General features: G+C 33.9%; 26 protein-coding genes. 9 read left to right on the top strand and 17 right to left on the bottom strand.

Annotated features, from left to right (window positions below):
* Window positions 1-337: 337 nt before the first annotated feature.
* The 3 genes from WC622_RS10680 to WC622_RS10670 form a co-directional block, all read right to left on the bottom strand.
* Window positions 338-1,558 carry an MFS transporter gene (locus WC622_RS10680; protein ID WP_372819676.1) on the bottom strand — a complete coding sequence of 407 codons (1,221 nt, stop codon included), beginning with the start codon at window positions 1,556-1,558 and terminating at the stop codon, window positions 338-340.
* Between the two features lie 106 nt (window positions 1,559-1,664).
* Complete coding sequence (locus WC622_RS10675; RefSeq protein WP_372819675.1) at window positions 1,665-2,255, bottom strand: fasciclin domain-containing protein; 591 nt, start codon at window positions 2,253-2,255, stop codon at window positions 1,665-1,667.
* Between the two features lie 414 nt (window positions 2,256-2,669).
* Window positions 2,670-2,981 (bottom strand): phosphoribosylpyrophosphate synthetase, encoded by a 312-nt coding sequence (locus tag WC622_RS10670; RefSeq protein WP_372819674.1) that lies wholly within the window; start codon window positions 2,979-2,981, stop codon window positions 2,670-2,672.
* A gap of 305 nt (window positions 2,982-3,286) precedes the next feature.
* On the opposite strand from WC622_RS10670, the gene WC622_RS10665 reads away from it, so the two are divergent.
* From WC622_RS10665 to WC622_RS10645, 5 genes are all read left to right on the top strand, one after another.
* Window positions 3,287-3,772, top strand: coding sequence for a PaaI family thioesterase (locus tag WC622_RS10665; protein ID WP_372819673.1), 486 nt, complete (start codon window positions 3,287-3,289; stop codon window positions 3,770-3,772).
* A gap of 14 nt (window positions 3,773-3,786) precedes the next feature.
* Window positions 3,787-4,419 (top strand): helix-turn-helix domain-containing protein, encoded by a 633-nt coding sequence (locus WC622_RS10660; protein WP_372819672.1) that lies wholly within the window; start codon window positions 3,787-3,789, stop codon window positions 4,417-4,419.
* Between the two features lie 71 nt (window positions 4,420-4,490).
* Entirely contained in the window at window positions 4,491-5,858 is a 1,368-nt protein-coding gene (locus tag WC622_RS10655; protein ID WP_372819671.1) for an MATE family efflux transporter, read from the top strand.
* A 26-nt stretch (window positions 5,859-5,884) separates the two neighbouring features.
* Window positions 5,885-6,250, top strand: a complete 366-nt coding sequence (locus tag WC622_RS10650; RefSeq protein ID WP_372819670.1) for a response regulator — start codon at window positions 5,885-5,887, stop codon at window positions 6,248-6,250.
* A gap of 125 nt (window positions 6,251-6,375) precedes the next feature.
* Window positions 6,376-7,008: an RNA polymerase sigma factor gene (locus WC622_RS10645; RefSeq protein ID WP_372819669.1), complete on the top strand. Its 633-nt coding sequence runs from the start codon at window positions 6,376-6,378 to the stop codon at window positions 7,006-7,008.
* Here the strand turns inward: WC622_RS10645 and WC622_RS10640 are convergent.
* The 11 genes from WC622_RS10640 to WC622_RS10590 form a co-directional block, all read right to left on the bottom strand.
* A complete protein-coding gene (locus WC622_RS10640) occupies window positions 7,005-7,163 on the bottom strand; it encodes a hypothetical protein (protein ID WP_372819668.1) in 159 nt (52 codons plus the stop codon). The genes WC622_RS10645 and WC622_RS10640 overlap by 4 nt on opposite strands.
* A gap of 69 nt (window positions 7,164-7,232) precedes the next feature.
* A complete protein-coding gene (dinB, locus tag WC622_RS10635) occupies window positions 7,233-8,348 on the bottom strand; it encodes a DNA polymerase IV (protein WP_372819667.1) in 1,116 nt (371 codons plus the stop codon).
* Window positions 8,349-8,350: 2 nt separating this feature from the next.
* Window positions 8,351-9,307: a hypothetical protein gene (locus tag WC622_RS10630; protein WP_372819666.1), complete on the bottom strand. Its 957-nt coding sequence runs from the start codon at window positions 9,305-9,307 to the stop codon at window positions 8,351-8,353.
* Window positions 9,308-9,330: 23 nt separating this feature from the next.
* Complete coding sequence (locus tag WC622_RS10625) at window positions 9,331-9,987, bottom strand: hypothetical protein (protein ID WP_372819665.1); 657 nt, start codon at window positions 9,985-9,987, stop codon at window positions 9,331-9,333.
* A gap of 132 nt (window positions 9,988-10,119) precedes the next feature.
* On the bottom strand, window positions 10,120-10,803 hold the full coding sequence (locus tag WC622_RS10620) for a pseudouridine synthase (protein ID WP_372819664.1): 684 nt from the start codon (window positions 10,801-10,803) through the stop codon (window positions 10,120-10,122).
* 17 nt (window positions 10,804-10,820) lie between these two features.
* Window positions 10,821-11,723, bottom strand: coding sequence for a histone deacetylase (locus WC622_RS10615; RefSeq protein WP_372819663.1), 903 nt, complete (start codon window positions 11,721-11,723; stop codon window positions 10,821-10,823).
* 12 nt (window positions 11,724-11,735) lie between these two features.
* Window positions 11,736-12,596 carry a bestrophin family protein gene (locus tag WC622_RS10610; RefSeq protein WP_372819662.1) on the bottom strand — a complete coding sequence of 287 codons (861 nt, stop codon included), beginning with the start codon at window positions 12,594-12,596 and terminating at the stop codon, window positions 11,736-11,738.
* A complete protein-coding gene (gene kynU, locus WC622_RS10605) occupies window positions 12,593-13,876 on the bottom strand; it encodes a kynureninase (RefSeq protein ID WP_372819661.1) in 1,284 nt (427 codons plus the stop codon). Before kynU ends, WC622_RS10610 begins: the two co-directional genes overlap by 4 nt.
* 66 nt (window positions 13,877-13,942) lie before the next feature.
* Window positions 13,943-14,428 carry a pyridoxamine 5'-phosphate oxidase family protein gene (locus WC622_RS10600; protein ID WP_372819660.1) on the bottom strand — a complete coding sequence of 162 codons (486 nt, stop codon included), beginning with the start codon at window positions 14,426-14,428 and terminating at the stop codon, window positions 13,943-13,945.
* A 52-nt stretch (window positions 14,429-14,480) separates the two neighbouring features.
* On the bottom strand, window positions 14,481-15,086 hold the full coding sequence (locus WC622_RS10595; protein ID WP_372819659.1) for a DNA-3-methyladenine glycosylase: 606 nt from the start codon (window positions 15,084-15,086) through the stop codon (window positions 14,481-14,483).
* Window positions 15,079-15,555 (bottom strand): GAF domain-containing protein, encoded by a 477-nt coding sequence (locus tag WC622_RS10590; protein ID WP_372819658.1) that lies wholly within the window; start codon window positions 15,553-15,555, stop codon window positions 15,079-15,081. Before WC622_RS10590 ends, WC622_RS10595 begins: the two co-directional genes overlap by 8 nt.
* A 148-nt stretch (window positions 15,556-15,703) precedes the next feature.
* On the opposite strand from WC622_RS10590, the gene WC622_RS10585 reads away from it, so the two are divergent.
* The 3 genes from WC622_RS10585 to WC622_RS10575 all read left to right on the top strand — a co-directional run bounded on the left by WC622_RS10585 (window position 15,704) and on the right by WC622_RS10575 (window position 19,139).
* Entirely contained in the window at window positions 15,704-17,872 is a 2,169-nt protein-coding gene (locus tag WC622_RS10585) for a S46 family peptidase (protein WP_372819657.1), read from the top strand.
* A gap of 45 nt (window positions 17,873-17,917) precedes the next feature.
* On the top strand, window positions 17,918-18,166 hold the full coding sequence (locus WC622_RS10580; protein WP_372819656.1) for a hypothetical protein: 249 nt from the start codon (window positions 17,918-17,920) through the stop codon (window positions 18,164-18,166).
* 337 nt (window positions 18,167-18,503) lie between these two features.
* Window positions 18,504-19,139, top strand: coding sequence for a hypothetical protein (locus WC622_RS10575; protein WP_372819655.1), 636 nt, complete (start codon window positions 18,504-18,506; stop codon window positions 19,137-19,139).
* Here WC622_RS10575 and WC622_RS10570 read toward each other — a convergent pair whose 3' ends face one another.
* From WC622_RS10570 to WC622_RS10560, 3 genes are all read right to left on the bottom strand, one after another.
* On the bottom strand, window positions 19,140-19,835 hold the full coding sequence (locus WC622_RS10570) for a diphthine--ammonia ligase (RefSeq protein WP_372819654.1): 696 nt from the start codon (window positions 19,833-19,835) through the stop codon (window positions 19,140-19,142).
* Window positions 19,828-20,520, bottom strand: a complete 693-nt coding sequence (locus WC622_RS10565; RefSeq protein WP_372819653.1) for an NAD-dependent deacetylase — start codon at window positions 20,518-20,520, stop codon at window positions 19,828-19,830. The genes WC622_RS10570 and WC622_RS10565 overlap by 8 nt, the downstream gene beginning before the upstream one ends.
* Window positions 20,521-20,587: 67 nt before the next feature.
* Window positions 20,588-21,166 carry a DUF6580 family putative transport protein gene (locus tag WC622_RS10560; RefSeq protein WP_372819652.1) on the bottom strand — a complete coding sequence of 193 codons (579 nt, stop codon included), beginning with the start codon at window positions 21,164-21,166 and terminating at the stop codon, window positions 20,588-20,590.
* 128 nt (window positions 21,167-21,294) lie between these two features.
* Between WC622_RS10560 and WC622_RS10555 the strand changes: the two genes are divergently transcribed.
* Complete coding sequence (locus WC622_RS10555) at window positions 21,295-22,548, top strand: serine hydrolase (RefSeq protein WP_372819651.1); 1,254 nt, start codon at window positions 21,295-21,297, stop codon at window positions 22,546-22,548.
* Window positions 22,549-22,629 lie beyond the last annotated feature (81 nt).

Here is a 22,629-nt window from a genome sequence, read left to right as displayed (position 1 = left end):
GCATCAAAAGTATGCAAAAATGCTTATCAATACCCTGATGTGCCTTTTCACATATTCCCACCCACACATCAAAAAAACAGCTTCACATCGTTTTGTTAGTTAGTTGTGAATGAAAGTATTTGCAAAATTGAGCACAAAACCACTACGTTTAAGGTTCGGAAGTGGTAATTGTTCTTTTGTACTACTGTTTTTTTGATTTGGCTGGCACTGGGTATTGACAATCGCTCTTGGCTCAGGGCAATGTTTTTTTGAATGGAACCTTGTAAATAGCCGAAGAAAGATGTTTAAAAAGATTACCCACACAGTAACCTTAAGGGGCGGGAATTAAATGTTGAGCTTAAACTTCTACGTAATCTAACTCTTTATGAAAGGTCTCCTTTAACTGACTTAAAGCTACCAATGCGATAATTACACAGGTAAAACCGACAATTAGTGCGCTTTGCAAAATCCCAACTTCGCCTTTTAAAAATTGAAAAGAAAGTGTAACCGCAATTACAGATCCGCGAATAAAATTGGGCACAGTTGTAGTTACTGTAGATCTTAAATTCGTGCCAAATTGTTCTGAAGCAATAGTGACAAAGGTGGCCCAATAACCAGATGCAAAGCCCAAAAATAAGCTTAACCAAATGAATGTTTCAGGACTTAGTCCTTTAGCATTTAAATACACAACAATTGCAACCGCTGTTAATAGCAAAAATATCAGCATTACTTTTTTACGTGATTTTAATAGTTGACATAAAAATCCAGCTACCACATCGCCTGTTGCAATACCGATGTAGCAATACATTACACCTTTTCCAGCATTTAAAATGCCTGTGGCACCTAATGCTTTACCAAATTCTGGAGAAAAAGTAATTAATACACCTACCACAAACCAAAGTGGTAAACCTATTAAAATACAGCATACATATTTTTTAAAACGACTAGCATTGTTAAAGAGCATCCACATATTACCTCGTTGCACAGTTGTTTCTTTTACATCCTTAAATAAACCAGATTCTGCTAAACCTACACGTAAAAACAATAATAATAAACCCATGCCACCCCCAATAAAGTAGCTAGTTTGCCAGGTGTAATGTCCGCCGATTAATGCAGCAGCAACAGCACCAAATAAACCAACTCCCGCAACAATCATGGTACCGTAACCCCTATTTTCTTTCCCCATGCTTTCGGTCACTAAGGTAATTCCTGCACCTAATTCGCCAGCTAAACCTACACCAGCTATAAAACGAATAATGGTATAGGCTGTTACAGAACTTACAAATCCGTTAGCAATATTAGCAAGTGAATACAATATAATAGAGCCAAATAATACACTTAATCGCCCTTTTTTATCGCCTAAAATACCCCAAAGAATACCACCAATCAGCATTCCAAACATTTGACTATTTATAATAGTAGCACCAATGCTTAGCATATCATCATCGGCTACGCCTAAATCTTTTAGACTTTTAACCCTAACTACCGAAAAAAGGATAAGGTCGTAAATGTCAACAAAATAACCTAGTGCGGCTACGATAACAATGAGGGTAATGTTTCGCTTATTTGAGGCGTTCATATAATACAGTTTGGAGCGATTAAACTACAAAAAATTATATAGAATTAAAAAGCCCTTCCTATAAAATAGAAAAGGCTTTAAAAATTAATTATTTAAAACGAAAAGCTTATTTTGGCATTAAAACACCATCAATAACATAGGTTACGCCATTGCTAGAAATTACATCTGCAATGGTAATGTTAGCGCCATTCACCATCCATTTACCATCTTTTGTAGTAATTTTAAGTTTCTGACCTTGAACAGTTGTTAATTCCATTCCATCTTTTAAATCGGATGATTTTAATGCTCCAGGAACTACATGATACGTAAGAATTTTAGTTAAATCAGCTTTCATAGCTGGTTTCATTAAATCATTTAAAGTAGCTGCAGGTACTTTAGCAAATGCTTCATTAGTTGGGGCAAATACTGTAAAAGGACCAGCCCCACTTAAAGTTTCTACTAATCCCGCTTGTTTAACAGCAGCAACCAATGTGGTATGATCGTTAGAACCCATTGCATTTTCTACAATGTTTTTAGAAGGAACCATCATTGCTCCACCTACTTCTACACCAGCTTCAGTACTCATAGTAGTATCAGCCATGGTAGTATCCATTGCGGTACTATCTGCCATTGAAGAACCTGTTTTAGTAGAATTACAAGCAGTTGCCATAGCTAAAAATGCTACACCCATTGCTACGCTTAAGAATTGCTTTTTCATAAAATTTTATTTTTGTTTTTAAGTTGTTGTTACCCTACTTACGAAACAAATCACTGAATGGTTTTTAACTTTATTAAATTTAAATATTGTGCATATTCTTCTTTCCAAAAAACTGAATAAAGCTTAAGCTTTACTCTTTGAGCAATGTTAATTAGAACAGCACAAGCATCTATATTTAGTATTATACCAAAGAGCGTGGCCTGAAAGAACGGCGAGCCAAGTGTAGGCCTAAGGGCGGAAGCATCGTTCTTTCTTGATCTGTTGTTTCTTTTCTATCAAGAGAAAAGAAAGAGCCCCTCAGTGGCGGCAAACTGAGGCAAGACCCCGTGTTGGAAAACCAATAACAGTAAAAAATCGCATCGGTATGCTTTTCACAAATTAAAAAATAATAATTAGAGGTTATGAAAAATCAATTTAACTATCGTGATGTATTTTTAATTTATCCAATAATTCTGGCGATATATTTTCAGCATACGCACCATAAGCATCAATTAAAACACCTTTTAAATTGCCAACTGGCGATGAAATCGCATAAATAACTGCACTGTCTCCAGGATCAGTCATGCCTTCGAAGCGATAAAATTCATCAATTTCAAATTCTTCTGGCATTAATTGAAGATCTAATGATTTACATTCAATGCAATCTTGGGCTAATGTAAAATCATATTCGTAGCCTCTTTTCTCTAAATCGGCAACTGCAGCGGTAAGTGTGTCATAAATATGCATAACACCAATTTACTACTATTTTTTAATAACGCCTATTAAAATAAATAACCCTTAACAATACGTCTATTATTAAGGGTTTACATTTACTTAAACATAGGTAGCCTAATGTTTTTTTCACGTAAATATGCTCACCATCCAGTGAGTGTAATTAATTAACTATTACGCTAACACGTTGGTAATTAAAATGTTTTACCCAAATCAATGAATATTCTTAAAGGTTTTACTTTTTATTATTCTACTATCATATACCTGAATACCTAGAATAAACTTTTAAAGCTCAATTCTATTTCTGATATTTAAGCATCATGATAGTTTCGGAAAAAACCCTTAAATGGGCTATGTGTTTATATCCTCCTTTATTATTTCAACGCATTTGGGTTAAGAAATTTCATCCTGATTTTAGAGGCGTCGATGTTAAAATTAGCAACAGCTTTTTAAACAGAAACTACAATGGTTCTATATTTGGTGGCTCAATTTATGCAGCAACAGACCCATTTTATGCTATTTTATTTGACCAACTTATGCAAAGGAGGGGTTTTAAAGTGCGAGTTTGGTTAAAAAGTGCATCCATCCAATACCTTAAACCAGGTTTAACAAGTTTGTATTTCACCTTAAAAGTTACTGATGAAATGATTGCCGAGGCTGAAGCATCTTTAACAGAAACTGGAAAATTTGTGAAATCGTACCCGATGGAATTATTTAATAAACAAGGCGAATTGTGTGCTACGGTAATGAATGAGATTTATTTGCGAAATAAATTTCCAGGAGAAAAACAGAGAGTTGCTATATAATTTAATGCTGAGCCATGAACATCAAAAGATTAATCCTAGAAGGCGAAAATGTGAGCTTGGACTTTAAAAAAACCATTAGCAACAACGAAAAAATTGCCAAAACACTGGTTGCATTTGCAAATAACAGAGGTGGTAAGTTATTAATTGGCGTGGCCGATGATGGCAGTATTAAAGGTGTAAAATCTGAAGATGAAGAAAAGTACATGATTACTAAATCGGCACATTTATTTTGCAAACCAGCCATAGAACCAAAGTTTGAAGAAATTTATGTAGATGACAAACTTGTTTTGGTAGTTGATATTCCTAAAAGCGATACCAAGCCACATTACGCATTAGATGATAACAAAAAATGGTGGGTATATTTTAGAGTTAAAGACAAAAGTGTATTGGCTAGTAAAATTATTGTTGATGTTTTGAAAGAGGGTAATCATGAGAATGGACAACTCCTCTCTTATTCAGAACATGAAAAAAAATTATTGAGTTACTTAGCAGAGCATGGTCGAATTACGTTAAAAGAATACAGCAAACTTACCCGCAGCGCTTATAAAAAAGCTCAAAAAATTATCGTTAGTCTAATTCTTACCGGTGTAATTTTACCACATACCTCAGAAAAAGAAGAATACTTTACAGCAGCAGATATAAAATAATTGAGTTTATTTTTATCATTCGACAAGTTCAGGATGACAAATAGAAATAAAAATGCGAATTTGCAAACCTTATGCTTAAAGCGCTCTACACTAAATACAAACCGTACTACAAAGAAAATCTTATTCTTGCTACTCCAATTGTAGTTTCACAAATTGGCCACATGGCCGTACATATTGCCGATAGTGTAATTGTCGGGCAGTTTGCGGGTACCGTTCAATTAGCTGCTGTATCTTTAGTAAATAGCCTTTTTACTATCATTATGGTGTTAGGCCTTGGCTTATCTTATGGTTTAACCCCATTAATCGCCAAACAAAACGGCAGTAAAAATTATAGTGAATGTGGTCGACTACTTTCTAATAGCTTATTAATAAATATCGTATCAGGTATTATCCTCTATCTATTATTGCATTTTGGAACCCTATCTATCATTGGTCATTTAGGACAATCACCAGAAGTTGTGGCTTATGCTAAACCCTATTTAGGTCTGCTCGCTTTTTCAATTATCCCTTTAATGGTGTTTCAAACCTTTAAACAGTTTGCAGAGGGATTAGGGTTTACTATGCAAGCCATGATGATCTCGATTTTCGGAAACATTTTAAACATTATACTCGGAATTATTTTTGTGAAGGGAATGTTTGGTATTGAACCAATGGGCGTTAAAGGCGTCGGTTTAAGTACATTAATTGATCGTACGTTAATGGCTTTGGTGATGGGTATTTATGTGATGAGATCCAAGAACTTTAAAGTTTACCTTGAGCATTTTAAACTGTATGCCATTGATAAAATTAGAAGTGTTCAAATTATTAAAATTGGGGCTCCTGTAGCCATGCAATATATTTTTGAAATTAGTGCATTTAGTGGTGCTGCCATCATTATTGGCACCATCGGTGCTGCGCCTCAAGCTGCTCATCAAATTGCAATTACATTGGCCGCGTTAACCTATATGGTAGCAAGTGGTATTGCTTCTGCTGCCACCATAAAAACAGGTAATTATTTAGGGCAAAAGAATTTCACAGATCTTCGTCGCTCTGCAATAGCAAGTTATCATGTAGTAATAGCATTTATGAGTTGTACAGCACTCCTATTTATTCTGGCCAATTCTCTTTTACCCTATTTATATACAAGCGATTTGAAAGTGATTGAAATTGCTGCACAATTATTGATTATAGCAGGCTTTTTTCAATTATTTGATGGCACACAAGTAGTCGGTTTAGGTGTTTTACGTGGTATTGGCGATGTAAATATGCCAACCTTTATCACATTTTTATCCTATTGGATTATTGGTATTCCATTAGGTTATTTATTGGGTTTTCATTTTGGTATGGGTGTAAGAGGCATTTGGTATGGTTTAACTTTTGGACTTTTAACGGCTTCAATTTTACTTTTCTTCCGATTTCAACATAGAACAAGATTATTAATTCAAACTTCATTAAATTAATTAAATTTGTATTTATATTTATATACATGAAAAAACGCATCTTAGTTGTTGAAAGCAATAAGGATATTTTAGAATTGATTTCAATAGTATTGGACGAAGCTGGATATGAATCTAGCCTTTATGCTAATGAAATAGATATATTCGAGCACATTACGAAATTTAAACCCCATGCTATTTTACTCGACATTGTTAGACCAACGGTACAAGGGACTGAACTTTGTCGCCAGATAAAAGCAGCTGAAGGAACCAGTCATATTCCAGTGATTGTATTATCAACCCACCCTCAAATAGAACGAGTAAAAGAAGTTTGTGCAGACGAAGTGGTACCAAAACCATTTGATATTGATACCTTATTAGAAACTTTGATAGATCAATTAGGCAGTACTAATTAATTTTTCCTAAAAGTTATTATCTCAAGTCTTTACATTTCAGCATTTTAAATTCGCATAGCTTTTAAGAGTATGCCAAACATTAGGTATGTGTTGTTGTTAGTCATTTTAGTACTAATAATATTCAAATGGTCGCCTTGGTATTACCTATCAATACATCAAATTCTAAAAAGCAATTACTTCATGAAGTAAACTCTTTGGAAACCATTCTAGTGAATGGCATTAAAACAGGTGATAAAAAAGCTATAAGTCAGTTGTATAAAATGTATTCTTCTTCCCTAATGGGGATAATTACTCGAATTGTGAAATTTGATGAGATAGCGGAAGATATTCTACAAGATACTTTTATTAAAATTTGGAAATCTATTGAACAATACGATGCTTCAAAAGGAAGATTATTTACCTGGATGGCAAATTTGGCTAAAAATACTGCTATTGATCATTTAAGAAGTAAGTATTGTTCAAATTTAGAGAAGACAGATGATCTAAATGAAATTCCTACACTTATACTTGATAAACAGAGTAATAATCAGTTTAACCCAGAAATAATTGGTTTAAAACAATTAATCCAAAACTTAAAACCCGATCAAAAGAATATTCTCGATTTGATTTATTTTGAAGGGTATACCCATGTAGAAGTCGCAGAAAGGTTAAATCTTCCTTTAGGTACAGTAAAAACTAAAATTAGACAATCTATATTAACGTTAAGGAAGTTCTTTAACGTGACAAAACCAATCATTAAATCGTTAAGGATTAGTTAAACATGTTCTTCATCATGTTTGTTAGGCTTTATTTCTCGCTGATTAAGCTCGTTTTCTAATTCCTTTTGGTCTTTTTTATTACGTTTAATGATAAAATAAACAAAGGCCAAAACCGCCACAATTACAATAGCTATGATTATAGTATTTACTTTCATCGTTAAAAAGATTAGACTTCTATTAAATCAAAAATACAATTAATTTGTTTCGTTAAAATTAACTAAATGTTAAGTGTTGGGTGTAGGGAAAAGTGTAGGCTGATAATTATTGTACTTTATTTTGGGTTTAATTTCGCCAAAATTAGAGAAGGAAACACCTAGCAATCTAATTTTTCTATCGCCTAATTCTAAATGATCCAATAATGTTTTAACGGTTTCTAATACCTGATCTAATTCTGTAATTGGGTTGGTAAAGGACATACTTCTTGTTATGATTTTGAAATCTCCGAACTTAACTTTTAATGTTAGGGTTCGGCCATATATTTCATAATGTTGTACCCGTTTAAAAGCAGACTTAGCAATTTGCACTAACCAATCAGTAAGCTCTTCCCCCTTGTCTAAATCGTAAGAAAAGGTATCTTCTGCACTTATAGACTTGGTTTCTTGGTGTGGCTGTACCTGTCTATTATCTATGCCCCTTACTATGTTATAGAAGAATTTCCCTGTTTTACCAAATAGCTGTACCAAGCGTTGTTCGGTTAATTGTTTTAAGTCTGCACCAGTGTGTAAACCTTGCCTTTTCATTTTCTCAGCAGTAACTTTACCAACCCCAAAAAACTTTTCAACAGGCAATTGTTCCATAAATTTCTCTAGCCGAGAAGGTCCAATGAATGTTAAACCATCAGGTTTATTCATATCAGAAGCAATTTTAGCAGCAAACTTGTTAATCGAAACTCCAGCAGATGCGGTTAACTGTAATTCGTCCTTAATAGCTTGTTTAATTTGTTCGGCAATGCTTATCGCAGATCCGATGTTTAGTTTATCTTCAGTGACATCTAAATACGCTTCATCTAGTGAAAGAGGTTCGATTAAATCGGTATAGCGACTAAATATTTCTCGTATTCTTTGAGAAACTTCCTTATAAGCCGCAAATCTTGGTCTTACAAATATGGCATATGGACAAAGTTGTTGTGCTTTTTTAGCTGTCATTGCAGAGCGGATCCCAAATTTGCGAGCTTCATAACTTGCAGTTGCCACCACTCCACCTCTACCTTCAGGTGACCCACCTACAACCAAAGGTTTACCTCTATATTCTGGAAAATCTCGCTGTTCTACCGACGCATAAAAGGCATCCATATCAATATGGATAATTTTACGAATCAAATTTCCACTTTCATGTTCCATGATTACTGCAAAACATACTGTTGGTACGCCCTATCTCCCCAAAACTGATAATCTTTATCTTGATACTTTGTACCATTAAATAGTAAACGGATAAAACCATTCTTTTCCACCAATACAGTATGATAAATTTTACCCTCTGGGTTTTTAATCAAAGAGAAATCGATGAGATGATTCAGATTATACCAATTCATCCGATCTGCCAAATCGTATTTCTTTAAGTTAAATTTGGTTTGCAAATCTTTAGCCATTAATTGGCTCCTATACCATGTTCCGCCAGTTGGCGATACCAGCGGTTTGCCATTATAAACCACCACGCTATCGTTGTATGCCATAACTTGCAAAGATTTATTCCTTGTTTTTAGCCAATTTGTAAGCTTCTCTTGATGCTTTTCCGTTTCGTAGCCATACGTTGCATCCAAAAAGCCAATGCGTTCTATAAAAGTTGGTATTTGAACTTGTGAATTGATATAACCAAAAATTAAACTTCCTCCTCCACTATGGCTACTTAATGTAATTTTAGGTTTATACTCTTTATAACGTTTTGCTAAACCATTAACCAGTTCACCTATTTGCTGATCTCCAGTTAAAAACTTCCTTCGCCAACCTGGCCAACTTTTTAATTCATTTTCTAAGTAAACAACAATGTAATTTGTGTTTCGATCTGCATTACGAATAAATGCAGTTTGGGCACCAATATGTTGGATATCAAAATGCCAATCATCACCATTGGTTAATTTTTTACCAAAAGTTTGCGCAGTAGTATTTCCGTTTGGTAAAGCAAATAAGATAAGTTTAGTGGGTTTTTTGGGATTTAACTGTGCGGGTTCATCAAATGTTAAAGTAATACCGCTGTCAATATTTACCTTCTTTAAGGAGAAGAAATATTCTTTAAAAGTAGCTTGAGCTTTTAAATCTGCTTTAAAAACAAATAAGCATAAGATTAGTAGATAGTACCTCATGCTAACAAATTTACAATAACTTCTTATTGTTTTTTAGCAGTTCTCCCTAAATTTACAACGGCTCCAACACTAAATACAGAATTGCCCGCATTTAAGAACTTGCGGTTTTTTAAACCAAAATTGCTTCCGCTAGTGTATTGTAATTGTACTTCATCGCTTAAAATCATTCGAGTAAAGAAAACTGGCTCTAAAAAGATATTATCTTCATTGGCTTGTTGTATGTTATTTCTGAAAAAATCATTGGTCTTAACGAAGCTCATACGCAACGCCGTACCAAAGTTTAATCCAAAGTTCACACCAAATAGGCGGAGGTTATCTCTCTTTTTAGAGCTATAATTCACCTGAATAAACTTCTTATCATATTTTGCTTTCTGATGATCTATACTGATTAGATTTTTGTTATCATCAAATTGTCTGAACAACCTATCGCTTTTACCACTACCAATACCTCCATAAATCTCTAATATTCGGTTTTTATTTGGTCCGAAAGTATTGAAATACCCTCCGCCAAACTCTACCATTTTATGTTTAATGTCTTTTTTGGTGCTTTCGTTGTTCATATAAGCACCGTTAGCCAGTATGGCAAAATGGTTGCTTACGGCGTAAGCCGAATTAAAATTAGCATTTCCTTTTAGTGAAATATGTGCACCAGCAGCAATTTCGCCTTGTGTGGTTAGCATAGGCGTATTAGGTACACTTGGTATGTAAATAGAAGAACAGCTGCTTAAAAAAAGAATAAGCAACACGGGGGTAAATCGTGAATATGTAATCATAGATGTAGTAATAACAGCTTTTAGATAGCAATTATTATACTAGCTGGTAAATTTTAGCACATCCATCATTCTATTAAACTCATCGTGAAGTGTTGCTTTTAACTGAATTCTTTGTGTGGTTACTGGGTGACTAAAGCTAAGTTCTGATGCATGAAGTAGCATAGTTGTCATTTCGAATTGTGTGGCAAAAAATCCATTCTGTTTATTGCAACCATGTTTTCTATCACCAATAATGGGATGAAAGATATGTGCAAAGTGCTTACGAAGCTGATGCATTCTCCCTGTTGTTGGTGTGGCTTCAACTAAAGAATAACGTGAGGTTGGGTGCTTACCAAAAGGAACTTCGATTTCCGCTCGTTGCAAAGTAACAAATGAAGTAAATGCTTCTTGTAATGTTCCATTTTCCTTTTTTAAGGGATAATCAATATCCAATTGGTCTGGTGCATAACCGCGTAAAATGGCTAGGTATTTCTTTTCGACTAAACTTTCTTGAAATTGTTTTTGCATAGCAATTTCTACTTCCTTGGTAAATGCAAAAAGTAAAAGTCCACTTGTTTTTCTATCTAAACGATGTACTGGATTAACATGCTGACCTATTTGATCGCGTAAAAGTTGTAAGGCAAATTCTGTTGCATCATTTGCTATTTTCGAACGGTGTACGAGTAATCCATGGGGTTTGTTAATGGCAATTAAATATTCATCTTGATAGATAATTTCTAGCATGTAGCGAAGGTAAGAATTTAATAAAATAAATCTCTCGCTACGCGGAAGGTATTGCAATGTGCATCTACAATGGTTTTAATATTAGGAGAATAGCCTCCCCCCATACTTACTTGAACAGGAACTTGATGCTGTATACAGGCTTCAAAAACTAATACATCGCGTTGCTTACATGCATTTTTACTGAGGGCTAGTTTACCTAAACTATCTGTTGCTAATACATCTACTCCGGCCAAATAGAATACAAAATCTGGTTGCTGTTTTTTAAATACATAAACCAAAGCTTCTTTCAATTTACTTAAAAAAGTTTCATCATCTGTACCATCTTCTAATGGAATATCTAAATCTGATTGTTCTTTTCTGAAGGGAAAGTTTTTAGCGCCATGCATCGAAAATGTAAAAACGCGTTGTTCATTTTGAAATATTTCTGCAGTTCCATTACCCTGATGAACATCTAAATCTATAATTAAGATTCTATTACTTAAATTATTTGTTAACAAATAGTTAGACGCAATAGCTTGATCGTTTAGTAAACAAAATCCCTCCCCCCAATTGCTACCTGCATGATGTGTTCCGCCAGCCACATTAAAAGCTACTCCGTTCTGTTGGGCAAACAAAGCTCCATCAATTGTTCCTTGTGCAATTCTAATTTCACGCTCTACTAACTTTGCGTTTAAAGGAAAGCCTATCCTACGTTGTTCTTTAGCTGGCAAAGTGAGGTTTTTGAGTTGTAACCAATAGTCTTTATCGTGTGTGGTTAAAATGTTTTCTTCCAGTGTTGGCTCTGGTGCAAATAAGTTTTCTTGTTGAATAGTGCCCTCATGAAGTAATTGAGCTGGTATTAATTCGTATTTGAGCATCGGAAACCGATGCCCTTCCGGTAAGGGATGTGCGTGTATGGGATTATAGGAGATTTTTAACATGCTTCTGAAAAATCAACTCAATATCTCTCTAACGTGTTTTTCAATGTTATTGCAAATTTCATCTACTGGTAAATCATTTGCGTCCTGATTAAATGGGTTTTCTATTTCTTCAGCTATTAACTCCAAACTCGCTAATACATAGAGAATAAAAGGCACAATTGGCACCACGAAATAACCTAAACTAAATACCCAACCAATAGGTAATGTTAACACGTAAATGAAAATGAATTTCTTGATAAAAGCACTATATGAATACGGGATTGGCGTATTTCTAATCCGTTCACAACCACCACAAATATCTGTAAACTGACTTGCATCCGTATTTAAGGTAATGAGTTGTTCTTGAGAGATTTTATTCGATTTTTGTAAAGCATATATTCTGCTTACCATACTTGTAGCAACTTGATTAGGAATGTGTTTACCACCATCAATCTCTATTAAAAAACTATCCTTTCCGAAATACTGTTTCTCCCTTAAATGTTCTTTTAAGGCAAATGCATATTTTGGAATGGCGTATTTAAAAAATTCAACGTCTTCTTGATCTAAGTTTAATGCTTTGATTTTGATAGCTAAATTTCTACTTACATTGGTTAATGCACCTAACAATTTTCTTCCGTCCCACCATCTATCGTATGAAGTATTAGTTCTAAAAACCAATAGCATGGAAATGACAAAACCTAAAAGGCTATGCATCATCCCTACATTCTTGATATAAGTAGTTTCCGCTAGTTTTAAATAATTAAGTTCTAGATACGCTAAACCAGCAGAGAAAGCTGCTACACTCAGCATTAAAGGCCATAATTTTCTAAATGTATCTGCTTTGTGAATGTGGAAGATGAAACTCATCCATTCCTTGGGATTGTAATTTATCATTTTATGGATTGGCTAATGGTTAATAACAACTCTCCAATTTTGTACACATCTTCAAAACTATTATACATAGGTACAGGACTTAAACGTATTACATTTGGTTCACGCCAATCGCCAAGCACATTGTGAGCAACTAATTCGTCAAATATTTTCTTTCCTTTTGCCTTTGCAATGATAGAAACCTGCGCCCCTCTGTCATCTTCTGTTTGAGGCGTTATTATTTTATACTGCTCCTCTCCTAACTTCTCATTTACCTGATTTATAATAAAAAATAAATAAGCAGATAAAGTTTTACTTTTTGTCCTTAGGCTATCCATAAAGCCTACTTTTTCGAATAATTGTAACGATGCATGGTATAAAGCCATTGGCATTACTTGTGTACAACTTACCTGCCAACCGTCGGCTCCAGCTTCTGGAATAAACCCTTTTTCCATTTTAAAACGTTGTTCTTCGTTATAACCCCACCATCCCGCAAAGCGATTTATAGGTGTATTGAAATGTTTTTCATGAACAAAGATTCCGCTTATCCCACCGGGCCCAGCATTTTGATATTTGTACGAACACCAGCATGCAAAGTCAACATCCCAATCGTGTAAGTGTAAAGGTACATTTCCAGCAGCGTGAGCTAAATCGAAGCCTACTAGTGCACCAATTTCATGTCCTGCTTTAGTAATTGCCGGCATATCAAACCACTGACCTGTAAAATAATTAACCCCCCCGAACAATACTAAGGCTATTTCCTCTCCATTATCTTCTATTGCTTTAATAATATTTTCGGTTTTTAGCGTGTATTCTCCTTCAGCTGGCTTTACTTCAATTATAGCATCCTTTGGATCGAATCCATGAAAACGCACCTGGCTTTCTATTGCATATTGATCTGATGGAAATGCACCAGCTTCCATGATTATTTTAAAACGTTTCGCCTTTGGCTGATAAAAGCTAACCATCAATAAATGAAGATTGACAGTTAACGTATTCATTGGACAAACTTCAATTGGTTTTGCACCAACTAGTGGTGCCATCATTTTTTTGAGCTCTTTATGATAAAACATCCACGGGGAATTTCCATCGAACCAACCTTCAACTGCTAAGTTTTGCCAGTTGTTTAATTGAACTTCTAAAACTTCACGTGCTACTTTAGGTTGTAATCCTAACGAATTACCGCACAAATAGATAAATGGTTTCTCATTTTGTTGAGGAAATAGATATTCATTACGCATTTCTCTGAGTGGATCTTGCTGATCTAAGGCTTGAGCAAAGGCTAAGTTATTCTCGAAATTCATGCTTCAATATTAACAAAAAAAAGCCTAACCATAAGGCTAGACTTTTTAATAACATCTTATTAATTACTAAAACTTTATCTTCTCGTGTTCTCCTAAATCAGGAGTATCGCCAGTTACAATTGCCTTTAACATATGAAATGCAACCACCATTTTGCTAGAACTTGAATCCCAATATTCAGCAACATTTGGGGTAACTTTAATTAAGATTAGGTTAGGGTCATCCGCTCCTTCTGGAAACCAAGCTTTAATAAATGGAGAAAAGTAAGCTTCTTTTCTGGCTTGATCGTCTACTAGCTCTGCTTTACCATTTACGTAGATATATGTATTGCTTGATGGTTCACTATAACCCAAATTAACTTCATTATCTCTTGAGATTTCTTTAGACTTTGGAGAATATTCATTTGTGAAAAACCAAATACTTCCATCTTCTTCAATTTTTGCTGTTCCCATTGGGCGACTATGAAATCCATCATTAGTGATGGTATTAAACATACAAATTCTAACTTTTTCTGCCATTTCTTTAAGTATGGCTATATTTTTTTCATTTTTCATGCTGATGTTTTTATTAATAAACATCAACTAAAATGAAATGGTTTTATTTTACTTAAGAATTCGGTTTACTCACAAACTTATTGCCCTTTATATAAAAGCGCCAAGGTAATAAGGCATGGTCTTCGGCATAATCTACACCAACTCGCGGTGAAGCTACTATTTGCTCTTCTTTAAAATGAACGCCGTTGTCTTCAATCCAAACTTCATCACCGAGTAAATCTTTACCATTTAGGTTTTTGTCAATCCCTAATGCTTTAGCTAATGCACCTGGACCAGCAGTAATTCTGGACTCCAATTTTTGCATATTTCTACGTTCCAGCATAGTTGAAAGTCCTTCTATAGGCTCAATACCGCGAATTAAAACCGCATTTGGATTGTTTTTAGTGTTGGTGACAACATTAAATAAATGATGAATACCATAACACAGATAAACATAAGAAACACCACCTGCTTCATACATAGTTGAAGTTCGCGGTGTAAAACGACCATTGTAGGCATGGGAAGCTTTATCTATAATTCCATTGTAAGCTTCTGTCTCCACTATTGTTCCACCAGTTAATTTACCATCAATTAAAGTAAATAATTGTTTTCCTAAAAGCTGAACAGCGAGATTGATTACATCTTCCTGTTGGTAAAAAGAATAAGGTAATTTAGGCATGTATTAAATTAACAATTTGATTTAAGTATTTAGCGTCAATCTCATCAAAATGAGCAAGATATTCACTATCCACATCTAATACGCCTAATATGTTTTTACCGTTGTAAAGTGGCAATACGATTTCTGATTTTGATGCAGAAGCACAAGCAATGTGACCAGGAAATTCATCCACATTTGGAACAATAATAGTTTCTTCTTTTTCCCAAGATGTACCACATACGCCTTTTCCTTTTTTAATTCTGGTACAAGCTACAGGGCCTTGAAATGGACCTAAAACCAATTCATCATTCTTAATTAGATAGAAACCAACCCAAAACCATCCAAACTGTTCTTTTAATGCAGCACAAACATTGGCCAAATTAGCTATTAAGTCTTTTTCTCCATAAAGCAAGGCTTCTATTTGGGGAATAAGTGATACATATTGTTCTTCTTTAGTACCAGTTTTTGTTATTGTTAAGTCTTCTGCCATTGGATTTTAATTGAATTACAAAGGTACAAAATGATTAAATAATCTGGTTTTGTAGCGAAGAATTAACATTTCTATTACTATTCCACATTGTGGTTTTACTTTAAACAAAATACTTAGATTTGACGATTATAAGCATTAACACAACAACATGAACAAGAAAACCTTATCAATTACTTTACTAGTTTTAGCTGGATTATTTCAGTTTTCTTATAGTCCACCTGAAGAAGGAATGTTTCCATTAAGTGAAATACACAAGTTAGATTTAAAAAAAGCAGGTTTAAAAATAGATCAAAACGAAGTTTATAATCCTAATGGAATAAGTTTGGTTGACGCTTTGGTAAATGTTGGAGGTTGTACAGGTTCTTTTGTTTCTAATGACGGTTTAATTATTACCAACCACCATTGTGCATTTAGCGCTGTACAATTAGCAAGTACGCCAGAACATGACTATTTGAACAATGGATTTGTAGCTAATGGTCGTGAACAAGAGATTGAAGCAAAAGGATTAACCTGCCGTATTACTGATAGTTATGAAGATGTATCTGATAAAGTTTTAGGTGCGGTTGCCCAAGTACAAGACCCTGCTTCACGATTACAATTAATCAATAACGTGATGAAGAACATTGTAATTGAAGCAGAAAAAAAAGATCCAAGTATTAAAGCAGAAGTCTCGGAAATGTTTATTGGCAAAAGCTATGTGTTGTTTCGCTATAAAACAATTCAGGATGTGCGGTTAGTATACGTACCTAATCGTAAAATCGGAGAATATGGTGGGGAAACTGACAATTGGGTTTGGCCACGTCATACAGGCGATTTTTCTTTTATGAGAGCATATGTATCAAAAGACGGTAAACCAGCTAAATATTCTAAGAATAACGTTCCATACACCCCTAAAAAGTTCCTAAAGGTTAACCCTAATGGAACTAATGAAGAAGATTTTGTTTTCATTTTAGGATATCCTGGAAAAACATTTCGTCATCGCCCTGCAGAATTTATAGATTACCAACAGAAATATCTTTTGCCTTATGTATCTGAATTATATGATTTCCAGAACACTACGATGGAAAATGTGGGTAAAAGAGATAAAATCACTGAGTTAAAATTAGCGACAAGAATAAAAAGGAATGCGAATGTAATGAAGAATTACAGAGGGAAGCTAAAAGGGATTAAAGGAATTGATTTAGTCGCACAAAAAAGACAAGAAGATGCTTCTTTAGCGCAATTCATTAATAACAATGTGGATGTAAAAGCGCAATACGGTAATTTAATGACTGATATTGATCAATTATACAAACAAATAAATGGCGATGCGTACCGCGATATGTGGTTAACTCAAATTTATACATCTACTAGTTTACTCAATGTTTCAAAACAGATCAATACATTTAAAACCGAGCTAGAAAGTCAACCAACAGCACAAAAGGAAGCTTATTTTAATTCAAACATAGACAAGTTAAAACAAGCTTTAATTGTAGTTTATGATGCTTTTGATATTGATGTAGATCGTAGAATTTTTAAGAAAATGATGGCTGATGCAGCAGTATTTACTTCAAACCAAAGAATTAGTGCGGTTGATAAAATAACAAGCAAAGGCACTAATAGTAATGCAATGATCGATGATTTTATTAATGATGCATTTGGATTGAGTAAGTTAAAAGACAAAAATTATGTATTCAATAACATTTTAAAATCTAGTAAATCTATTATTGATTATAATGACGGTCTATTGTTATTTGAAAAAGACATCACAAAGCAAATAGCAGAATTAAAGCCTGAAAAAGATCTTAGAGATGGCGTTTTAAATAAATTAATGGGCGATTATGTAAATGTAAAAGAGAAATTTTTGCAGAAAGGTTTTATTCCTGATGCGAATAGTACGTTAAGGCTTACTTATGGCCACGTTCGTGGCTATTCTCCAGCAGATGCCAGTTATATGGCACCATATACCAGCATTAAAGGAATTATAGAAAAAGGCGCAACTGGCAATCCTGAGTTTGAATATCCAGCTCAAATTAAAACAATATGGGAAGCCAAAGATTTTGGTCCATTTGCTAAAAAAGAACTTAATGATGTTCCTGTAGCATTTTTATACAACATGGATACGACTGGTGGGAACTCTGGTTCGCCCATTATGAATGCGTATGGAGAATTGATTGGAGTAAACTTTGATCGTGCTTATGAAGCTACCATTAACGATTACGCTTGGAATGAAAGTTATAGTCGGTCAATTGGTGTAGATATCCGTTACGTACTTTGGGTTGCTGCTAAAATAGATCATGCAGATTTCCTACTGAAAGAAATGGGTGTGAATTTATAATTAAAACTAATTATCATTTCTTAATGATAAGAAAAATAAAAAACTATGAGAATACTTGCTGAATTACCACACCCAGATTGTAAGATTACTTTGTTCAATATGAACCAAAAATACATTGTGAAATTTGAACAAGGTCAATTGGAACAAAGCTATAAATTATCAGAGCTTGACCTTAGCGGAGGAGGGGTGAATGAGATTTTTCAAATATTAGATGAAGCGTTTATGGCAACAGTAGTAGAGCGTTTCAAAAGCATGAGAGCTGATTTTTCTGCAGCCTATCAACGTCAGCAGTAATAGTTTATATAAAAATCATAACTTACTGTAAAATAGTATATTTAATTAGTAAACAAAATATAATATGGAGAAATAGACCATTTCTAACCTATCGCTCCTCTCCTTTTATTAATTGTTAGTTTAACAAAAAATATTTAACTAATTGATATTTAATAAAATAAATGTACTAACAAAATATAATACTGATTACATAAAATGCCAAATAATTGGGAGGTTTGGTATAAAAACAGCTATTTTAAAAATATTTAAATTAATTAATTATTCCGATTAAAATTGAATATTGCTACAATCAAACATTACCTAACCTTTGGTGTTATAGGATAATATTAAAATCATTATGAAAAAATATTACACACTCCTATTTCTTTCAATTCTATTTACAACCATCAAAATAAAAGCGCAAGAAACAGCAACAAGATCAGATAAACTATATACTATGAGCGGAATTGGTTTCGCCTTTCCGGTTGGGGAGACGAGTGATTACTTGAAACCAAAATTCTCTACATCATTAGGCTTAAATTTAGGCTTAGGAAATCGCGGATTGTTCTTTTACCCTAAAGTAAGTTTACATGCTTTTACGTTTAACGAAATTATTCCAGATGCTGGGTATAATCATGCCATACAAAAAGGAAGAGCAACAACTTATTTACTGAATGTAACGTTAGGGTATAGAAAAATGACTGGAAAATTTGCTTTCTATGGCTTTGCAGGTGGTGGTGGTGGATTTATCTTAACACCAAGAATAACTGTAAATACATCAAATCTACAAGCTGAACTTGATAATAAAACAAATGGAATTGGAACTATTGAAGGTGGAGCAGGCACAGAATATAACATTGGAGGTGCTGCTCTGTTTGTAGAAGCTAGTTATATGCATGGTTTTAGTGAAATCCAAAACCGAAGCTATAATGTTGCGCCAATTACTTTTGGGATTAAACCAAACTTGAGTAAGTTATTTAAGAAAAAGCAGTAATTAAGGTATTAAATCAATGTACCAGTAACCACTTTCTTTCTCATCTTGATTTGGACTTGGGAAAGTTTTGTATAGCTTCTCACCTAAGGAAAAGTCTATGGGTTTAGAAAACATTGGCCCGTCAAAAACGAACGTGTGAAATTCTCCATTTTCGCCACAAGGATCTATATGTTTTGGTAAGTCATTTAAAAAGGAATGATCAATTATTCTTCCACAGAAATCTTGCAAGCCATCTTGTGCACATACTGCAATAGTTTTATACCCTAAATCGATGAATTCCTTCACTAAGGCTAAGCTATCTCTTTTCCATAATGGAAAAACAGGCTCCATCCCTATTTTAGCCAATTGATTTTCTCGGTAAACTTTAAGGTCTTCTAAAAAGATATCTCCAAAAATAGAATGTGTAATTCCTTCAGCTTTTAAGTTAGACACATGCTCAAACATGGTTTTTTCATAAATTTCCATATCAGGCAATTCTGGTAATCGTACTTGAAACAAGGGAAGTTTTAAACTATTCGCTTGTTCAATCAACAAAGCCTCCCTTACACCATGCATTGAAATTCGATTAAAAGAACTATTAACTGTGGTTAGTAAATAGCGTACATCGAATAATTTTTGCTGTAAAACATGATGTAAAGCCAATGTACTGTCTTTACCACCACTCCAATTAAATACTGCAGGAATTTGTTTAGGCATTTGCTTTTAATAGTTTCGCGACTTCTTTTACTCCAGCAGTTGCTGATTTCTCGATTTTAATCAAATTATCATATTGATTAATTGAAGGTATTTTAGGATCGATAATATACTTTGGAATGTTTCTAGGTACAAAATCAAGTAATCCAGCAGCTGGATAAACAGCTAATGATGTACCAACAAGCATAAATATATCTGCTTCCTCGCAAATAACTGCAGCGGTTTCTATCATCGGTACAGCTTCACCAAACCACACTACATGCGGACGTAATTGTGAGCCTAATTCACAAAGCTCACCCATTTTTATTTCATCTCCTTTGATAGGGTAAAGTAAAGAAGGGTTGTTATCGGATTGAGCGAAAGTGATGATGCCATGTAAGTGTGTAATTTGCGTTGAGCCTGCTCGTTCATGCAAATCATCAATGTTTTGAGTAATAATTTGTACGTCAAAATCTTCTTCCAGCTTTGCTAATTCTAAATGCGCAAGATTTGGCTCTGCTTTTAATACCTGCCTTCTCCGCTCATTATAAAATTCTTGTACTAAAGTTGGATTTCTTTGCCAAGCGTCTGGAGTGGCTACATCATGTATGTTGTAACCTTCCCACAAACCATCAGAATCTCTAAAGGTTTTTATCCCGCTTTCAGCGCTAATACCAGCACCAGTCAAAACAACCAATCTCTTTTTCATTATACGAATTTAATAAAAAACCCTTTTGTACATCGCACAAAAGGGTTTTCTATCTTGTTTTTATATTTTAAGAATGTATAGGTCTATTTTTTAAGCTTAATGTTGGATATTTAGCTTTTAAACTTTCGAAAGCACCAAACATTACTGCAGAGTAGGCTAAAGTTCCATATAAGAAATTAAGTTCATAAGGAATTGCAAAAACTAAGCAAGACCAAAAACCAGCGAATGTTTGAGGATAAAACGTAGATCCGTACCAAACACCGAAATCAGAAACCACCCAATGAATTAAAACTCCAGTTAAACTAGCTGCTAAAACACGTTGGAAGTTTACTTTCTTAATCATTAAATGACCCACTAGCACAATTAAAGCAAAGGTGATGTAAGTATAATACCAACCTTGATAAAAGCCATAATCTTTACCCATTGTTAATGCAAGGCCTATATCGCTTAACAATAAAACTAATAATGGCAGTACAAAAGCATTAAATTTGTTTTTAAAATAAGCTCCACCAAATAAAGCCACAGCGCCTATTCCAGAGAAATTGGCTATTACACTAAAATCTGGTGAAAGTGGTGCAATAACCCTTAAACCAACAATTAGTAACATTAACAATAACAATACAAGTGTTCTAGAACTATTTTTCATTTCTTTATATTTCTTTATAATAATGTGCAAAATTAGCTTTTTAAATCCTGAATAAAAAATATTGAATTTATAGACCAACTGTTATTAAAAAATAGAAATCTTATCTTTAACTATCAAATACTAAGATTATGCGAAAATTATTTCTTTGTTTATTATTTCTAATTAGCTACCAAGCGATGGCACAAAAAACTGACACTTTATTTCTAAAAAAATTGATGGAGGATAAACCAGAGTTATTTTCTGGAATATTAAATCATCCGAACCATAATGAGGTTCAAGTTATTTACACACAAGTAAATAGAGATAAAAACAACAAACCAAGTTTTAAAACATTCAGCTATAATTTAAATGCAAAGCGATATTTTTATCCGGCTAGTACGGTAAAATTGGCTGGAGTTATTTTTGCATTAGAGAAAGTAAACGAATTAAAAAGCAAAGGGTTAAACGCAAATTTAAGCATGATTACCGACAGTAGCTTTAAAGGAGAAACTAAAGTATGGAGAGACGAAAGTGCGGCTAACGGGAAACCTTCATTAGCACACTACATTAAAAAAGTTCTGCTAACTAGCGATAATGATGCGTTTAATCGGCTATTTGAATTTCTCGGAAGAAGCGAGATTAATGGAAAGCTGAAGAAATATGGTTTAACTGAAAGTAGAATTTTAAATCGTTTAGCCATTGGCGATGGTGGCGAATCGGCAAGACACACCAATCCAATAGATTTTTATGATGGCGATAAATTAATTTATCATCAGCCTGAACAATATGATGCTAAAGATTATCCGTTAGAATTGAACAATTTAATTGTGGGCAAAGGTTATATGGATAGCAATGAGAAATTAGTAAATGAACCTTATAGTTTTGCCGACAAGAATGTTTTTACGGTTTCAGATCAACAATCTTTAATGAAACGATTAATCATGCCAGAAGCTTATCCTGTTAAGGAGCGATTTAATTTAACGGCCGATGATTACAAACTCATTTATACGTATATGAGTAAATATCCAACTGAAAGTGATTTTCCTAAATATGATGCGAAAGAGTTTTGGCCAACCTACGCCAAAATGTTATACTATGGAAGAGAGAAAAATGCGGTATTAGATCCAAATATTAGAATTTTTAATAAATATGGTGATAGTTATGGTTTTATCATCGACAATTCTTACTTCGTAGATTTTAAAAACAAAGTTGAATACTTTTTAACTGCTGTGGTACAAAGTAACGAAGACGGGATTTATAACGATGGCAAATACGAATATGAAACTGTTTGTTATCCTTTTATGAAAAATTTGGGTAGAACTATTTATGAATATGAGCTTAATCGAAGCAAAAAGCAATTACCAGATTTAAATAAGTTTAAGATGGATTATAGCAATAAATAATAATAGCCGCAGATGCGCAGATTTAAAAATTAGTATTAAGGTTATTCACCATAAAATAATCTGCGAATCTGCGGCTAAAAC

Origin of the sequence: Pedobacter sp., from assembly GCF_041662865.1 — a bacterium.
Lineage (GTDB): Bacteria > Bacteroidota > Bacteroidia > Sphingobacteriales > Sphingobacteriaceae > Pedobacter.
This window is presented reverse-complemented; position numbering and strand designations above follow the sequence as displayed.

Coding starts and splice junctions, on each gene's coding strand:
- WC622_RS10615 (WP_372819663.1), bottom strand. CDS start 11,723: ATGTTAAAAATCTCCTATAATCCCATACACGCACATCCCTTACCGGAA.
- WC622_RS10580 (WP_372819656.1), top strand. CDS start 17,918: ATGAGAATACTTGCTGAATTACCACACCCAGATTGTAAGATTACTTTG.
- WC622_RS10555 (WP_372819651.1), top strand. CDS start 21,295: ATGCGAAAATTATTTCTTTGTTTATTATTTCTAATTAGCTACCAAGCG.
- WC622_RS10565 (WP_372819653.1), bottom strand. CDS start 20,520: ATGAAAAAGAGATTGGTTGTTTTGACTGGTGCTGGTATTAGCGCTGAA.
- WC622_RS10610 (WP_372819662.1), bottom strand. CDS start 12,596: ATGATAAATTACAATCCCAAGGAATGGATGAGTTTCATCTTCCACATT.
- WC622_RS10590 (WP_372819658.1), bottom strand. CDS start 15,555: ATGGCAGAAGACTTAACAATAACAAAAACTGGTACTAAAGAAGAACAA.
- WC622_RS10665 (WP_372819673.1), top strand. CDS start 3,287: ATGATAGTTTCGGAAAAAACCCTTAAATGGGCTATGTGTTTATATCCT.
- WC622_RS10575 (WP_372819655.1), top strand. CDS start 18,504: ATGAAAAAATATTACACACTCCTATTTCTTTCAATTCTATTTACAACC.
- WC622_RS10625 (WP_372819665.1), bottom strand. CDS start 9,987: ATGCTAACCACACAAGGCGAAATTGCTGCTGGTGCACATATTTCACTA.
- kynU (WP_372819661.1), bottom strand. CDS start 13,876: ATGAATTTCGAGAATAACTTAGCCTTTGCTCAAGCCTTAGATCAGCAA.
- WC622_RS10680 (WP_372819676.1), bottom strand. CDS start 1,558: ATGAACGCCTCAAATAAGCGAAACATTACCCTCATTGTTATCGTAGCC.
- WC622_RS10645 (WP_372819669.1), top strand. CDS start 6,376: ATGGTCGCCTTGGTATTACCTATCAATACATCAAATTCTAAAAAGCAA.
- WC622_RS10630 (WP_372819666.1), bottom strand. CDS start 9,307: ATGAGGTACTATCTACTAATCTTATGCTTATTTGTTTTTAAAGCAGAT.
- WC622_RS10600 (WP_372819660.1), bottom strand. CDS start 14,428: ATGAAAAATGAAAAAAATATAGCCATACTTAAAGAAATGGCAGAAAAA.
- WC622_RS10585 (WP_372819657.1), top strand. CDS start 15,704: ATGAACAAGAAAACCTTATCAATTACTTTACTAGTTTTAGCTGGATTA.
- WC622_RS10560 (WP_372819652.1), bottom strand. CDS start 21,166: ATGAAAAATAGTTCTAGAACACTTGTATTGTTATTGTTAATGTTACTA.
- WC622_RS10655 (WP_372819671.1), top strand. CDS start 4,491: ATGCTTAAAGCGCTCTACACTAAATACAAACCGTACTACAAAGAAAAT.
- WC622_RS10620 (WP_372819664.1), bottom strand. CDS start 10,803: ATGCTAGAAATTATCTATCAAGATGAATATTTAATTGCCATTAACAAA.
- WC622_RS10595 (WP_372819659.1), bottom strand. CDS start 15,086: ATGCCTAAATTACCTTATTCTTTTTACCAACAGGAAGATGTAATCAAT.
- WC622_RS10650 (WP_372819670.1), top strand. CDS start 5,885: ATGAAAAAACGCATCTTAGTTGTTGAAAGCAATAAGGATATTTTAGAA.
- WC622_RS10660 (WP_372819672.1), top strand. CDS start 3,787: ATGAACATCAAAAGATTAATCCTAGAAGGCGAAAATGTGAGCTTGGAC.
- WC622_RS10670 (WP_372819674.1), bottom strand. CDS start 2,981: ATGCATATTTATGACACACTTACCGCTGCAGTTGCCGATTTAGAGAAA.
- WC622_RS10675 (WP_372819675.1), bottom strand. CDS start 2,255: ATGAAAAAGCAATTCTTAAGCGTAGCAATGGGTGTAGCATTTTTAGCT.
- WC622_RS10570 (WP_372819654.1), bottom strand. CDS start 19,835: ATGCCTAAACAAATTCCTGCAGTATTTAATTGGAGTGGTGGTAAAGAC.
- dinB (WP_372819667.1), bottom strand. CDS start 8,348: ATGGAACATGAAAGTGGAAATTTGATTCGTAAAATTATCCATATTGAT.
- WC622_RS10640 (WP_372819668.1), bottom strand. CDS start 7,163: ATGAAAGTAAATACTATAATCATAGCTATTGTAATTGTGGCGGTTTTG.